Here is a 14,144-nt window from a genome sequence, read left to right on the forward strand (position 1 = left end):
CACTCGTATCGAGCAGACACAACAAGTAGGGGTCGACAAGCGTGCAACGACAGCACTCTCTGAACACGGTTCAAGGGGCAGGGAACGCCACCACCGTCCGCCAGCGTCATCCGCTGGCACTGGCCATCCTCGCGGCGAGCCTTGCCGCATCGGCCGGCCAGGCCTGGGCCGACACGGCCAGCGGCAAGGGCACCCTGGAGCTGGGCGCCACCGCCATCACCGACACCGCGCTGGGCGAGACCACCGAAGGCAGTGGTTCCTACACCACCGGCGCCAGCCGCACCGCCACGCGTATGGCCCTGTCGCCCCGGGAAACGCCGCAGTCGGTCACGGTCATCACCCGCCAGCAGATGGACGACCAGAACCTCACCAGCATCAGCGACGCGCTGGCCAAGACACCGGGCGTCACCGTCACCAAGCTCGACAGCAGCCGCGCCGCCTTCAAGGCCCGGGGCTTCGACATCGACAACTTCCAGATCGATGGCATCCCGGCGGCCTTCCGCTTCGGCAACGGCATCGACCAGACCGACCTGGTGATCTACGACCGGGTCGAGGTGCTGCGTGGCGCCACCGGCCTGCTCAGCGGCTTCGGCAGCCCATCGGCGACCGTCAACCTGGTGCGCAAGCGGCCGACCCGCGAGCTGTCCGGCTACGTGTCGCTGGGCGCCGGCAGCTGGGACACCCACCGGGGCGAGTTCGACATCGGCGGCGCACTGACGCCTGAAGGCAACGTGCGCGGGCGCCTGGTCACGGCCTACGAGGACGGCCAGTCGTTCATGGACAACCTGTCCGAGAAGAAGCAGGTGATGTACGGCATCGTCGAGGCCGACCTGACCGACGACACCCTGCTCAGCGTCGGCCTCAGCCGCCAGAGCAACCGCCCCGAAGGTTCATCCTGGGGGCCGTCGACGCCGTTGCTGGACAACCAGGGCAACCGTTTCGGCATGCCACGCTCGTTCAACCCCGGCGCCAAGTGGAGCGCCTGGGACAACACCGCCGACAACCTGTTCGTCACCCTCGAACAGCGCCTGGCCAACGACTGGACCCTCAAGGCCTCGGCCAGCCGCAGCGAGACCGACGCGCCGATGCGCCTGGGTTCGGCGGCCAACGGCTACCCCGACGCGGCCAGTGGGGCCGGCATGGGCGTGTGGCTGGGTCGCTACCGTTACCAGACCGAGCAGAACGCCTACGACCTGTACGCCAGCGGCCCGTTCCAGTTGCTTGGGCGCGAGCACGAACTGGTGGCAGGCATTTCCCACCGCGACGTGCGCGCCCATGAAAGCAACTGGCCGTTCCTGTTCGGCAGCGCCAACATCTACCAGTGGCGCGGCGAGTATCCCGAGCCCGACTGGGGGCGGCCGCTGTCGAAGGTCGACACTCGCGTGCAGGAAGATGCCGCCTACCTGACCGGTCGCTTCAAGCCCACCGACAAGCTGGCGATCATCCTCGGCGGCCGCCTGTCCAACTGGCAGCTCGACAGCACCCGCCTGGACACCACCACCGCCCAGCGCAGCAAGACCCAGGACCTGGAAGAGAACGGCGTGGTCGTGCCCTACGCCGGGGTGGTCTACGACCTGGACGACAACTGGTCGGTGTACGGCAGCTACACCAGCATCTTCAAGCCCCACGAGAGCGAGCAGGATGCCAGCGGCAAGATGATCGAGCCGGAGGAGGGCGACGCCTACGAGTTGGGCCTGAAGGGCGAGTTCTTCGATGGTCGCCTCAACGCCAGCCTGGCGCTGTTCGAGGTGCGCCAGGACAACCTGGCCGAGTTCGACCGTACCGATCCGGACACCAACCGTGGCGTCTACCGGGCGATCCAGGGCGCCAAGACCCGTGGCTTCGAGTTGGAAGTGGCGGGCGAGCTGACCACGGACTGGCATGTGCAGGGTGGCTTCACCCACCGCATCACCCGCGATGGCGAGGGCGACAAGATCTCCACCATCGAGCCGGAGAACCTGCTGCGCCTGTCCACCACCTACCGCTTGCCGGGGGTCTGGAACAAGCTCACCGTGGGCGGTTCGGCCAACTGGCAGAGCAAGGTGTGGAAGGACCTGGACAGCCCGGTGACGGCAGGCGAGACCATTCGCTACACCCAGTCGGACTACCTGACCCTGGACGCCATGGCCAGGTACCAGGTGACCGAGCAGTTGTCGGTGACCCTCAACGGCAACAACCTCACCGACAAGAAGTACTTCAACAACCTGGGCTTCTACAGTGGGGGGTACTATGGCGATCCGCGCAACTTCATGCTGACTACCCGCTACGCGTTCTGACGGGGCTTGCAGCGCGTCCCTGAAGGTAGGGCGATCACCTGGAGGGACGTTGCTCCAGGACGGTGCCGGCGGCCTTGTGCCCCCGGCTCACCCACCAGCCAAACCCCGCCGCCGTGAAGAACATGATCAGGCTGTAGATCGCCGCCGGCACCGCCATGGTCGCGTTGTTGAGCAGCGTCGGGCTCAGGGCCAGGGCGATGGCCAGGGTGCCGTTGTGGATGCCGATCTCCATGCCGATGGCGATCGCCTGGCGCTTCGGGATGCTCAGCAGGCGCGGCACCCAGTAACCCACCGCGAGGCTGAGCAGGTTGAACAGCAGCGCGGCGCCACCGACGATCGGCGCGTACTCGACCACGGTCTGCCAGTCCTTGGCCAGGGCCAGGACGATGGTGAAGGCCAGGAACAGCGCCGCGACGATCTTCATCGGCTTTTCCATGCGCGCGGCGAAGCGCGGCGTCCAGTGGCGAATCAGCATGCCCAGCGCCACCGGCAGCAGGACGATGGCGAACACCTGCATGACCTTGGCGAACTGCAGCGGGATGGCCTGGTCCGACTCCATGAACCAGATCAGCGACAGGTTCACCAGCAGCGGCATGGTGAGGATGGCGATCAGCGAGTTGACCGCGGTCAGGGTGATGTTAAGCGCCACGTCGCCATGGGCCAGGTGGCTGAACAGGTTGGCGGTGGTGCCGCCCGGAGAGGCGGCCAGCAGCATCAGGCCCACCGCCAGCGCCGACTCGAGGCCGAAGCCGTTGGCGATCAGGAAGCACACCAGCGGCAGCAGCAGGATCTGGCAGACCAGGCCGATCACCACCGGCTTGGGGTACTTCACCACCCGGGCGAAGTCGGCCAGGGTCAGCGACAGGCCCAGGCCGAGCATGATGATGCCCAGGGCCAGCGGCAGGAGGGCGGTGAGCAGCGGGGAGGCGGTCATGGGCGGTCTCTCGGGCGAAGGATTCCGAGGAGTGTAGGTGGTGGCGCAACGATAGCTAATCGCAACTGGCCTGCCTTGGTAACCGATTGTTACCGGGGCGAGCGGCCCTGTGTCACGTTGCGATGCATTGCCCGGCGCAGTAGCATTCGCCCTTTTGCCGAGGATTCGCCTGTCATGCCGTTCCAGCCAGGTCTGCTTGCCACTCCGGTGCCGGCCCATGCCCGCCACCTGTTCTTCGCCCTCGATTCGCTCGAGGCCTTGCCCGCCGTCCTCGACCAGCTGTTGCCGCAGGTCGATGGGCAGAGCCTGATCCTGGGCGTCGGCGCGCCGCTGGCCAAGGCCCTGGGCCGCGAAGTGCCGGGCCTGCGCAGCTTCCCGCAACTGGATGCGGTGGTGGAGAACCCGGCGACCCAGCACGCCCTGTGGCTGTGGCTGCGCGGCGCCGAACGCGGCGAGCTGTTCCTGCGCGGCCAGGCCCTGCAGCAGGCGCTGGCGCCGGCCCTGCGCCTGGTCGACAGCGTCGACGGTTTCCTGCACCGCGGTGGCCATGACCTGACCGGCTACGAAGACGGCACCGAGAACCCGGTGGACGAAGACGCCGTCGCCGCCGCCATCGTACCGGGCGATCAGCCTGGCCTGGCGGGCTCCAGCTTCGCCGCGTTCCAGCTGTGGAAGCACGACCTGGAGTACTTCAAGTCGCTGCCCCAGGCCGAACAGGACAACATCATCGGTCGCCGCCTGAGTGACAACGAAGAGCTCGACGACGCGCCCGAGTCGGCCCACGTCAAGCGCACCGCCCAGGAAAGCTTCGCGCCGGAGGCGTTCGTGGTGCGTCGCTCGGTGGCCTGGACCGACGAGCGTGGCGCGGGCCTGGCGTTCGTTGCCCTGGGCTTTTCGCTGGATGCCTTCGAGGTGCAGCTGCGGCGCATGAGCGGGCTCGAGGATGGCGTGATCGATGGCCTGTACCGCTTCAGCCGACCGTTGACGGGGGGGTATTACTGGTGCCCGCCGTTGGCTGAAGTCGGTGCCGACCTGCGCCTTCTGTTGGGCTGACAGACCCTCATCGCGGGGCAAGCCCGCTCCCACGCCGAGCTGGGCATCAGGCCCAAGGCGTGGGAGCGGGCTTGCCCCGCGATGGCTCAGAACGGCACCGCCACCGTCAGCTGGCTGTAAACGTTGGTCCCGCTGCCCACCTGGTTGCCACCATTGCTTTGATCCTTGCGCGGCTTGAACAGTCCCAGCAGCGGGGTGACGATCAGGTGCTCGTTGACCGCCCACTCCACGTACAGGTCCAGCTCCTGGGCATCCAGGTTAAGGGTGTCGCGGGTGCGCACGGTGTCGAAGTCGAAGAACAGCGCGCCGACGGTGAGATCGTCCCGTGGCGTGGCCTTCAGGCCCACATGTTGGATGCCGCTGTTGGTGTTGAACGGCCCGGCATAGTTGCCGGCGACCTCGCCCTGGATCCAGGTGCCGTAGCCGCTGGACAGGCCGGTGAACAGCAGGTCCCAGCCTGCCGAATAGCGGGTGTAGCGGTAGGTCAGCTGTGGCGCCCAGGGGGCTTCGGCGAAGGTGTAGGCGGCCTCGGCGTACCAGGCGGTCTCGCGGCCACCGCGCTTGTCCTGCCAGGCATACTCGAAGGCGAAGCGGGTGTTTTCCAGCCCGACGCCACCTTCGCCGCGCAGGCTGTACACATCCATGCCTTCACGGGCCTTCTGGAACTCGCTGGCCCACTGGTCGGTCACGTCGATACCGTGGATATAGGTCAGGCCCAGCGTACCCAGGTCATGGGTGTAGTCCAGGGTGCCGGCCGCCAGCTCGGTTTCGGTCTGGGCGCGGTTGTCGGACTTGAGCCACAGCACACTGCCATGCAGCCCTTCCTTGCCGCCCAGGCGCAGCACCGCGGTGCGGTCGAAGGCGTGGCGCGCGCCCAGGTAGAAGCCGCCGCCGCGGTTGAGCTGGCCGTCGGCCGGGCCCTTGCCCAGGTTGGGACCGTCGTCGTTGATCAGGAAACCACTGCCCAGGCGGATCACCTGGCGGCCGCCGGACAGGTCCACGCCATCCTTGCCCAGCAGCGGGAACAGGTCGCCCGAGCGCCAACCCAGGTAGGCGTCCTCGATCTTGGTGGTGCGTTCGGAGCCGTCCTGATTGCCGCCGGCATCACCGTCGCCCCACGCGCCGGAGCTGACCCAGTTGAGGGCACCATACAGGGTGCCGTTGCCACCCAGGCCCTGGTCGCCGCTGAGGCCGTACTTGATGAAGCCCTCGCGCCAGGTCGAGCCGCCGGGGGTGCCATCGTAGTTGTGGCGGCTGTTGAACATGCCCCAGACCGCGAGCAGGTCGGCATTCAAGTGGCTGTCGTCGTCGGCGTACAGCTCATAGGCCGGGCTGGCCTGGCCATGGACCAACAGGGCCAGGGCCGTGGCCATTGCGGTGCGACGTGGGGTGAGACGCATGGATCGATCCTCGTTTGTTGTGTGCGGTCTTGAGTGCCGCGTCGTTGTGGAGGCAGTGTCGAAAGGCGACGGGCTATTAGCGCGTGGAACGCTGGCGGTGGTCTTGCCCGTGGCTGCCAGCGGCCTTGCCTGTCGCCGCCATCACAGGCTCGCGACGATCTCAGGCAAGGTCGCGCCGCCGTCGACCACCAGGGTCTGGCCGGTGATGTAGCGGGCGGCGTCAGAGGCCAGGAACAGCATCGCCGCGGCGATATCGGCCGGCTCGCCCAGCCGCCCCAGGGGCACGCCGGCGGCGATCCGGGTGTTCAAGGCGGTATCACCTAGGTTGTCCATGGCCGGTGTGCGCACCATCCCCGGTTCCACACCGTTGACCCGCACGTTGAACGCCGCCAGTTCCAGCGCAGCATTGCGAATGAAGCCATTGACCCCGGCCTTGGACGCCGCGTAGTGGCTCAGGCCCGGGTAGGCCACCCGGGGTCCTGTCACCGACGAGGTGGCCAGCACGCATCCGCCACCCTGGCGGTGGAACAGTGGCAGGGCGCCCTGGGTGAGCCAGAACAATGCCCCCAGATTCACCGCCAGGGTGCGCTGCAACAGGGCCGGGTCGATCTCGGTGAATGGGGTGAGCGGGAAGTAGGCGGCGTTGTGCACCAGCACATCGAGGCGTTGCAGCCCGACCAGCAAGGCGCGGATCGCGCCGGGGTCGGCCAGGTCGAGCATCTCCCCACGCACCTCGTGGCCCAACGCCAGTTGGTCCTCTACCAAGCGCTGCAACGCCTGCGGATCGAGGTCCACGGCCAGCACCCGGGCGCCGCCACGGGCGAAACCCTCGACGATGGCCTGGCCGATGCCGCCCGCCGCGCCGGTGACCAGCACCGTGCGACCTTGGAAGTCATAGCGCGCGTTCATGCCGACGGCTCCAGGCGGGTGTAGGCCAGGGTCGGCACGTCGACCACGGTCGAACCGCCATCGGCGGTGATCACCGCGCCGGTGACGATGCTGGCCTCGGCGCCGACCAGGAACTGGCACACGGCGGCGATCTCGTCACTGCTGGCCGGGCGGCGCAGCGGCACGTCGGCGGTGACCCGGCGGTAGGCGGCGTCGAGGTCTTCCTGGTAGTGATCCATTAGTGGCTGCATCTCCTGGTCGGCCATGGGCGTGCGCACCCAGCCCGGGCAGACGCAGTTGACCCGCACGCCGAACGGCCCGTAGTCGCGGGCCAGCGAGCGGGTCAGGCCGACCAGGGCATGCTTGGCGGTGGTGTAGCCGCAGACCTCGGGGCCGGCCGCCAGCGAGGCAATGGAACCCAGCAGCACCAGGCTGCCGCGCCGCTCGCGCAGCAACGGCAGGCAGGCCCGCGCAGTGTGGAAGGCACTGTCGAGGTTGCTGCGCAGGGCCTCGCGCCAGGCTTCGTCGCTGGTCTGCTCGGCCGGTCCCAGGCCATGACCACCGGCGCAGGCGATCACCGCGTCGAGGCCGCCGAAACGGGCGCGCACCTGCTCGATGAAGCCCGCCCAGGTGGCGCTGTCGGCGGCGTCGCCGGCCAGCACCAGGCCATCGCACCGCTGCGCGACGCGCTCCAGCGCCTCGCGGCGGCGGCCCACCAGCGCCACCTGCCAGCCCTGGCGGGCCAGGCGCAGGGCGCAGGCTTCACCGATGCCGCTGCCGGCCCCGGTGATCAGTACGCCGCGGCTCACTGCGCAGGCTCCGTGCGGTTGAGCACCCGGCAGTGGGACGACACCGGGAAGTTGGCCAGCGCATCGAAGCCGCCGCCCTGGTAGCCGAAGATCTTGCCGTCGCTGCGGTGGCGCGCCAGGTCGATCATCACCAGGCCCAGGGTGGGCACGATCTTCTCGCACCAGACGAACAGGTACAGCTGCTCGGCGATCTTGTAGTAGTACGCCCGGTCGGTGTCGCACAGCCCCTGTTCGACGCCCTTGAGGCACTGCCAGCTGTAGTAGTTGGCGTTGAGGTAGATGTGCTCGTACTCCTCGGTGGGGCTGTAGCGGTAGTGATTGCGCAGGCCGACCAGCTCGGTGGTCGGCGCGTGGGGGCAGGCGCCGGCCTGCCAGGGGCGGTCGAGGCTGCCATGCAGGAAGCTGGCCTTGACGCCGGTCAGCGCTTCACCGGCCAGGGCCAGGGCGTACAGGCCGCGCTGGGTGCGGGCCTGGTCGGGCAGGCGGCCAAGCACGGCGGTGAAGGCGTGCTCGAGGGTGTCGAGCACCAGCGACACCGACCAGGCCTGGCCGCCCTCGTGCTTGATGAAGTCGACCAGGTAGATGCCGGGGCGCACCGAGGTGGCCCGGTAGCCGGCGCTGCCGCTGCTGTGGCCGTCCGCGGCGCGCCAGTGCAGGCGTTCGCTGTCGAAGCGGTGTTCGATGACCCAGCCATTGGCGAAGTGCAGGGTGAGCGTGCGCCCGGACAGGTCGGCCAGTTGCGGCAGGATGAAGGCCTCGGGCGCGAAGCCGTCGGCGAGGGCACCCACGGTGATCCAGTCGGTGGTGTTGGGCATGGCGGTGACTCCTGTGGTTGGGGTGGCCACAGGGTGCAATGGCGCGCCGGGCGGCGGTATCAACCGGAAGGTTGAGTCACAGGTAGAGGCTGGCCACCAGTTCGGTGCGGTTGCGCACGCCGAGCTTGCGGAACAGGTTGATCAGGTGGGTCTTCACCGTCGGCAGGCCGACGCCCAGGGCGCGGGCGATCAGCTTGTTGCTGCTGCCCTGGCGCAGCAGCTCGGCGATCTGCCGTTCCCGTGGCGTCAGTTCGACGGGCGCGGGCGCGCTCGCCTGCGGCAGGCTGGCTACGGCGAGCTGCATCAGCCCGTGCAGGGGCAGCAGGCGTTCGAGTTCGTCGTCGCGAAACTCACCGAGGCTGGCACAGCGCAGCAACGAGACACCGGCCACGGGGTGGCCATCGGCCTGGGCGATGATCTCGACCACGTCCACCACCTGGTGCTGCGCGAGGAAACGCCGGTAGGTCTGGCCCTGGGCTTCGGGCAGGCAGGCCAGGCCCTGGCGCAGCGACACCACCGGGCGGCCGATGGCCAGGCAGCGCCCGGGCTGCAGCGGGTCGAAAGCCCGGTAGTGCTCGAGGTAGCGGGCATGCATCGGTGCCTGCAGGTCCTGCAACAGGAAGTCGCAGGCCTGCTGCCCGGCATCGATGCGGTAGAACGCCGCCAGCGAGGCCGGTACCTGCTGGCTGAAGGCCTGCAGGCAGTAGCGGCCCAGGTCGTGGTTGGCGCTGGGCATGGTCAGTAGCGGATCATCACCGACTTCAGCTCGGTGAAGTCGTCGATGAACGCCGAGCCGAACTCGCGGCCGACACCCGAGGCCTTGATGCCGCCGAACGGCACCGCCGGGTCGAGCAGGGTGTGCATGTTGACCCACAGGGTCCCGGCCTGGATTTCCGGGATCAGGCGCATGGCCTTGCCCAGGTCGTTGGTCCACAGGCTCGCGCTCAGGCCGTAGGGCGAGGCGTTCATCAGGTGGATCAGTTCGTCCTCGTGGTCGTAGGGCAGGAAGGTCGCCACCGGGCCGAAGGTTTCCTGGTTGAGCAAGGTGTCGCCCGCGTTGTTGGCAAGGATGACCGTGGGTTCGACGAAGCAGCCCGGGCCTTCGCCGAGGCGACCGCCATGGACGATGTGGTTGCCCTCGGCGCGGGCGGTGGCGAACAGCTCGCCGAGCTTCTGCTGGTGCGGCTTGTTGGCCACCGGGCCGAACTGGGTGGTTTCGTCCAGGGGCGAGCCGATCTTCAGCTGGCCCAGGCGCTGGGACAGGGCCTCGAGCAGCGGGTCGAGGCGCGAGCGATGGACGTAGAAGCGCTCGCCGGCGGCGCAGATCTGCCCGGAGTGCAGGAAGCCGGCCTCGATGATGCCGTCCACCGCCTTGTCGACGGCGACATCGGGCAGGAACGCCACCGCGTTCTTGCCGCCCAGCTCCAGGGTCGCCCGGGTCAGCTTGGCGCCCATGGCCGCCTGGCCGACGGCGATGCCGGTGGGCACGGAGCCGGTGAACGACACCTTGTCGGTGCCGGGGTGTTCGACCAGCGTCTTGCCCACCAGGCCGCCGCCGGTCAGCACATTGAGCGCGCCCGGCGGCAGGCCGGCCTCGCTGGCCAGCTCGGCGATGCGCAGCAGGGTCAGCGGGGTGAACTCGCTGGGCTTGAGCACGATGCTGCAGCCGGTGGTCAGGGCCGAGGCCAGTTTCCACAGGGCGATCATGGTGGCGAAGTTCCACGGCACGATGCCCACCACCACGCCCACCGGCTCGCGCAGGGTGAAGGCGCTGTAGCGCTCGCCGGCGAAGGAGGGCAGGGACGGGGTGATGGTCTGGCCGGTGATCTTGGTGGCCCAGCCGGCGTAATAGCGCAGGAAGTGCGCGGCTTGCTCCACCTCGAAGGCGCGGGCGATGCCGATCAGCTTGCCCGACTGCAGGGTTTCCAGCTGGGCCAGCTCCTCGCGGTTGGCCTCGAGCAGGTCGGCCAGGCGGAACAACACCGCGGCACGGGCGGCGGGGCTGGTGCGCGACCAGCTGGCAAAGCCCTGGCGGGACGATTCGACGGCGCGCTCGACGTCGGCCAGGTTGGCCTCGGCGACCTCGGCGATGGTTTCGCCGTTGGCCGGGTTGTGCACGGTGATGCGGGCGCTGGATTGGCTGGCGACCGCTGCGCCATGGATGTACAGACCGTGGTCGCGGGCCAGGAAGGCACTGACGCTGGGGAGGAGGGCGATGTCGCTCATGGCAGGGCTCCGGGTGGTTTGCCGAGGGCTTCGTGGGAGCGGGCTTGCCCCGCGATGGGCCGCGTCGCGGCCCGATTTCCCCCAGCTTAAAGCGGGACACGATGGCGATCTTGTCTGCCCATGCCGCCCCCATGACCCTGCCTGCCAGGCGCCACGAAAAGTGCAATCCGAGGTGCGGAAGTTGCATTTTCCGTCTTGGCCACGGCTCCCATACTGACCCGGCATTCATCAGCGAGCGGTCCCTTCCAGGCAGCGTTCGCCAGGGTCCAATAACAATGAGCCAGACCATGAAAAAGCCAAACTCCCTGCTCGAAGACCTCAAGCCCCTGTTGCCGGCCATCGCCGCCCGCGCCGACCAGGCCGAGCGCGAGCGCAGCGTGCCCGCCGAGAACATCGCCGCGCTCAAGGCCATCGGCCTGCACAAGGCCTTCCTGCCCAGGCATTACGGCGGCCTGGAAATCAGCCTGCCGCAGTTCGCCGAGTGTATTGCCGCACTGGCCGGCGCCTGCGCCAGCTCCGCCTGGGCGATGAGCCTGCTGTGCACCCACAGCCATCAGCTGGCGATGTTCCCGGCACGCTTGCAGGACGAGATCTGGGGCCGAGACCCGGACGCCACCGCCAGCAGCAGCATCGCGCCATTCGGCCGTACCGAGGAGGTCGAGGGCGGCGTGCTGTTCAGCGGCGAGATGGGCTGGAGCAGCGGCTGCGACCACGCCGAGTGGGCGATCATGGGCTTTCGCCGGGCCAACCCCGAGGGCGGCCAGGACTACTGCTTCGCCGTGCTGCCGCGCTGCGACTACCAGGTCCGCGACGACTGGTTCGCCGCCGGCATGCGCGCCAGTGGCAGCCGCACGCTGATCGTCGAGCGCGCCTTCGTGCCCGAGCACCGCATCCAGAAGGCCAGGGACATGATGGAGGGCCAGTCGGCGGGCTTTGGGCTGTACCCGGACAGCGCGATCTACTTCAACCCGTACCGGCCATACTTCGCCAGCGGGTTCTCCACGGTCAGCCTGGGCATCGCCGAGCGCATGCTCGAGGTGTTCAGGGACAAGACCCGCAACCGCGTGCGCGCCTACACCGGCGCCGCCGTCGGCGCGGCCACCCCGGCGCTGATGCGCCTGGCCGAGTCCACCCACCAGGTCGCCGCGGCGCGGGCGCTGCTGGAAAAAAGCTGGGAGCAGATCGCCGAGTACAGCGCCCGGCACCAATACCCGACCCGCACGGAGCTGACGTACTGGCGCACCAACCAGGGCTACGCGGTCAAGCTGTGCATCCAGGCCGTGGATCGGCTGATGGAGGCGGCCGGCGGTGGCGCCTGGTTCGACGGCAACGAGCTGCAGCGGCTGTTCCGCGATGCGCACATGACCGGCGCGCATGCCTACACCGACTACGACGTCTGCGCGCAGATCCTCGGGCGCGAGCTGATGGGGCTGGAGCCGGACCCGGCGATGACCTGATCTGCAACCGATAAACATGGACGGAACAACGTGGGAGCGGGCTTGCCCCGCGATAGCGCTCAACCAGACAAGCCCGCGCCCGCAAACCGACCCAGCCCGATAACAATGACGGAGCCTTGCATGTCCACTCCTTTCGATAGCCGCGCCTTCCGCCGCGCCCTGGGCAACTTCGCCACCGGCGTCACCGTGATTACCGCCGCCGACGCCTCGGGGCGCAAGGTCGGCGTCACCGCCAACAGCTTCAACTCGGTATCCCTCGACCCGCCACTGGTGCTCTGGAGCATCGACAAGCGCTCAGGCAGCCATGCGGTGTTCGAGGCCGCCGGGCACTTCGCGGTGAACGTGCTGGCCGCCGACCAGATCGAGCTGTCCAACACCTTTGCCCGCCCCAGCGAAGATCGCTTCGCCGGAATCGAACACGAGACCGGAGAGGGAGGGGCGCCCTTGCTGCCAGGCTGCGCGGCGCGTTTTCGCTGCGAGAAGTTCCAGCAGATCGATGGTGGCGATCACTGGATCCTCCTCGGCCGGGTGCTGGCCTTCGACGACCTGGGTGGCTCGCCACTGCTCTATCACCAGGGTGCGTATTCCAGGGTCCTGCCGCACACGCTGATGGAGCGTCGTGCCGAGGGATAGTGTATTCAAGGCGTTCTGCAACGCCGGCCAGATTGAGCACCACGCGCACAGCGCTCGATCTGACCGGCGCACAATCCCTTGCGGTGGATACCTCGCCACCCTGGCCCCATTCCCCAATGCTGGGGCCACCCGCCCATCTGCAACACTTCCCCGGATACCGGGCAGGAGCGCTGGAACCCTTGCTCCAGAGCCATTTCTCAACGCCATGGGAAACCTGGCACAACAGTTGCCGATGCCTCTGCAGACGCCCCAACCCATGGGCCCGTTTGCAGGAGGAAGCAACTCATGCACCGACCGACTCCCCACCCGCTGGCCGTGGCGATCTTCGCCGGCCTGCTCCAGCTACCGGCCCAGGCTGCGCTGTATGCGGTCGACAGCGGCCCGTATACCCTGCCCACCGGCAAGTTCCCCGCCTGGTACCAGGACAGCCATGGCCGAGTGCTCGACCTGTGCCTGTCCAAGGCGGTGAGCTCACGGGTCGCCGGTGCCCCCGGCGCGCCGTCGTACATGTGCACGCTGCTGCCCACACCCGGCGTATTCGATGATACCCAACCGATCGTCTTCCCCAGCAACTTCCCCGACGAGGCCTTCTGGTTCACCGCCGACGCCGCCATCGTCGATGCCGCCCGCGGCATCGACCTGAGCTTCGGCTCGGCTATCGAGGCTGCTTTCGCCGCCGAGGAGCCGGTGGATGGCGACCAGGTCAGCTTCGCCCGGGTGCGCATCCGCGTCGATGTGCCGGTGGCCGGCACCTACACCATCACCCATCCCTACGGCGTCGACGTGTTCGACGTGCCGGCGGGCGGGCGCCGGGCGATCAACATGACCCGCGACATCGGCATCGGCTCTCCCGGCGACTACAGCGGCGCGCTCAAAGGCGACGTCGGGCCGTTCCTGCGCAGTGTCAACGGCCCCTACACCGAAACCAACCCGGGCACCGGCGCCAGCGAACGCTACATCGGCGACCCGAACCTGGAAGAGCCGGTCACCGGCAGCCCGTTCAATACCAACTTCGTGCGCATCGAGGGCCCCAACGGCCTCGACCTGCGCACCGAGCTGTTCGCCATCTCCGGCAAGCTGTCCACGGTCAACCGCCCGACGCCGTTGATCCCGCAGCGCAGCACCTACTCGCGGCACACCGTCAACGGCGACCTGCGGGCCCAGCAGGATGTGTTCGTCATGGCGCCGCCGGCGCCGGCCACGGTCACCCTGACCAGTCAGACGCCGACCCTGCCCCTGGGCGAGGCCAACGGCACCGGCGCCTGGTACGCCCAGTCGGCGCTCAACCCGACCCTGCCGCTGACCCTGCAGGTGACCGCCGACAACAGTCTGGCCATCGCCACCAGCACGCCGACCAGCGCCGCCATGCCGCTGACCGACCTGGTGACCATAAGCCGCGCCGAATACAGCCTGGCCAGCGGCCAGCTGACCCTGGTCGCCAGCAGCAGCGACGAGACCAGCCCGCCCGCACTCACCGCCCGCACCGGCAACGGCGCGCTGATCGGCAACCTGAGCGGCAACGGCGCGGTCAAGTCCCTGACCACCGGGCTGTCACCCATCCCGCCGGCGCAGGTGCAAGTCACCAGCAGCCACGGCGGCAGCGACAACGAAGACGTGGTGCTGGTGCCATGAACAGACACCGCCTTCAAGGAG

11 protein-coding genes and 1 pseudogene are annotated in these 14,144 nt (G+C 68.4%); 5 read left to right on the forward strand and 7 right to left on the reverse strand.

The window, feature by feature from the left end; all coding sequences use genetic code 11:
* Window positions 1–41: 41 nt before the first annotated feature.
* A complete protein-coding gene (locus HU751_RS04805) occupies window positions 42–2,276 on the forward strand; it encodes a TonB-dependent siderophore receptor (RefSeq protein WP_367616947.1) in 2,235 nt (744 codons plus the stop codon).
* Window positions 2,277–2,310: 34 nt separating this feature from the next.
* Here HU751_RS04805 and HU751_RS04810 read toward each other — a convergent pair whose 3' ends face one another.
* Window positions 2,311–3,210 (reverse strand): bile acid:sodium symporter family protein, encoded by a 900-nt coding sequence (locus HU751_RS04810; RefSeq protein WP_186734013.1) that lies wholly within the window; start codon window positions 3,208–3,210, stop codon window positions 2,311–2,313.
* Between the two features lie 174 nt (window positions 3,211–3,384).
* Between HU751_RS04810 and HU751_RS04815 the strand changes: the two genes are divergently transcribed.
* Window positions 3,385–4,263, forward strand: a complete 879-nt coding sequence (locus HU751_RS04815; protein WP_186734014.1) for a Dyp-type peroxidase — start codon at window positions 3,385–3,387, stop codon at window positions 4,261–4,263.
* 86 nt (window positions 4,264–4,349) lie between these two features.
* Here the strand turns inward: HU751_RS04815 and HU751_RS04820 are convergent, their stop codons facing one another.
* The 6 genes from HU751_RS04820 to HU751_RS04845 all read right to left on the reverse strand — a co-directional run bounded on the left by HU751_RS04820 (window position 4,350) and on the right by HU751_RS04845 (window position 10,401).
* Complete coding sequence (locus HU751_RS04820) at window positions 4,350–5,636, reverse strand: alginate export family protein (protein WP_225933282.1); 1,287 nt, start codon at window positions 5,634–5,636, stop codon at window positions 4,350–4,352.
* A gap of 168 nt (window positions 5,637–5,804) precedes the next feature.
* Window positions 5,805–6,572, reverse strand: a complete 768-nt coding sequence (locus HU751_RS04825) for an SDR family oxidoreductase (protein ID WP_186734016.1) — start codon at window positions 6,570–6,572, stop codon at window positions 5,805–5,807.
* Window positions 6,569–7,360 carry an SDR family NAD(P)-dependent oxidoreductase gene (locus tag HU751_RS04830; RefSeq protein ID WP_186734017.1) on the reverse strand — a complete coding sequence of 264 codons (792 nt, stop codon included), beginning with the start codon at window positions 7,358–7,360 and terminating at the stop codon, window positions 6,569–6,571. Before HU751_RS04830 ends, HU751_RS04825 begins: the two co-directional genes overlap by 4 nt.
* Window positions 7,357–8,175: a molybdenum cofactor biosynthesis F family protein gene (locus HU751_RS04835; protein WP_186734018.1), complete on the reverse strand. Its 819-nt coding sequence runs from the start codon at window positions 8,173–8,175 to the stop codon at window positions 7,357–7,359. The genes HU751_RS04830 and HU751_RS04835 overlap by 4 nt, the downstream gene beginning before the upstream one ends.
* Before the next feature lie 76 nt (window positions 8,176–8,251).
* Window positions 8,252–8,911, reverse strand: a complete 660-nt coding sequence (locus HU751_RS04840; protein WP_186734019.1) for a helix-turn-helix transcriptional regulator — start codon at window positions 8,909–8,911, stop codon at window positions 8,252–8,254.
* Between the two features lie 2 nt (window positions 8,912–8,913).
* The gene (locus tag HU751_RS04845; protein WP_186734020.1) at window positions 8,914–10,401 is read right to left on the reverse strand and encodes an aldehyde dehydrogenase family protein; all 1,488 of its coding nucleotides are present in this window, start codon (window positions 10,399–10,401) and stop codon (window positions 8,914–8,916) included.
* Window positions 10,402–10,688: 287 nt separating this feature from the next.
* Here HU751_RS04845 and HU751_RS04850 point away from each other — a divergent pair, with 287 nt between their 5' ends.
* The 3 genes and pseudogenes from HU751_RS04850 (at window position 10,689) to HU751_RS04860 (ending at window position 14,123) form a co-directional block, all read left to right on the forward strand.
* Entirely contained in the window at window positions 10,689–11,858 is a 1,170-nt protein-coding gene (locus HU751_RS04850; RefSeq protein ID WP_186734021.1) for a p-hydroxyphenylacetate 3-hydroxylase oxygenase component, read from the forward strand.
* A gap of 120 nt (window positions 11,859–11,978) precedes the next feature.
* Window positions 11,979–12,488: pseudogene (locus HU751_RS04855) on the forward strand (flavin reductase family protein); the annotation flags it as partial.
* 288 nt (window positions 12,489–12,776) lie between these two features.
* Window positions 12,777–14,123: a hypothetical protein gene (locus HU751_RS04860; RefSeq protein WP_186734022.1), complete on the forward strand. Its 1,347-nt coding sequence runs from the start codon at window positions 12,777–12,779 to the stop codon at window positions 14,121–14,123.
* Window positions 14,124–14,144: the final 21 nt, after the last annotated feature.

The organism is Pseudomonas peradeniyensis (genome assembly GCF_014268935.2).
Classification (GTDB): domain Bacteria; phylum Pseudomonadota; class Gammaproteobacteria; order Pseudomonadales; family Pseudomonadaceae; genus Aquipseudomonas; species Aquipseudomonas peradeniyensis.

Excerpts from the sequence above, each read along its gene's own strand:
- HU751_RS04845 (WP_186734020.1), bottom strand. The coding sequence starts at position 10,401 with ATGAGCGACATCGCCCTCCTCCCCAGCGTCAGTGCCTTCCTGGCCCGC.
- HU751_RS04810 (WP_186734013.1), bottom strand. The coding sequence starts at position 3,210 with ATGACCGCCTCCCCGCTGCTCACCGCCCTCCTGCCGCTGGCCCTGGGC.
- HU751_RS04820 (WP_225933282.1), bottom strand. The coding sequence starts at position 5,636 with ATGGCCACGGCCCTGGCCCTGTTGGTCCATGGCCAGGCCAGCCCGGCC.
- HU751_RS04825 (WP_186734016.1), bottom strand. The coding sequence starts at position 6,572 with ATGAACGCGCGCTATGACTTCCAAGGTCGCACGGTGCTGGTCACCGGC.
- HU751_RS04840 (WP_186734019.1), bottom strand. The coding sequence starts at position 8,911 with ATGCCCAGCGCCAACCACGACCTGGGCCGCTACTGCCTGCAGGCCTTC.
- HU751_RS04835 (WP_186734018.1), bottom strand. The coding sequence starts at position 8,175 with ATGCCCAACACCACCGACTGGATCACCGTGGGTGCCCTCGCCGACGGC.
- HU751_RS04860 (WP_186734022.1), top strand. The coding sequence starts at position 12,777 with ATGCACCGACCGACTCCCCACCCGCTGGCCGTGGCGATCTTCGCCGGC.
- HU751_RS04850 (WP_186734021.1), top strand. The coding sequence starts at position 10,689 with ATGAAAAAGCCAAACTCCCTGCTCGAAGACCTCAAGCCCCTGTTGCCG.
- HU751_RS04815 (WP_186734014.1), top strand. The coding sequence starts at position 3,385 with ATGCCGTTCCAGCCAGGTCTGCTTGCCACTCCGGTGCCGGCCCATGCC.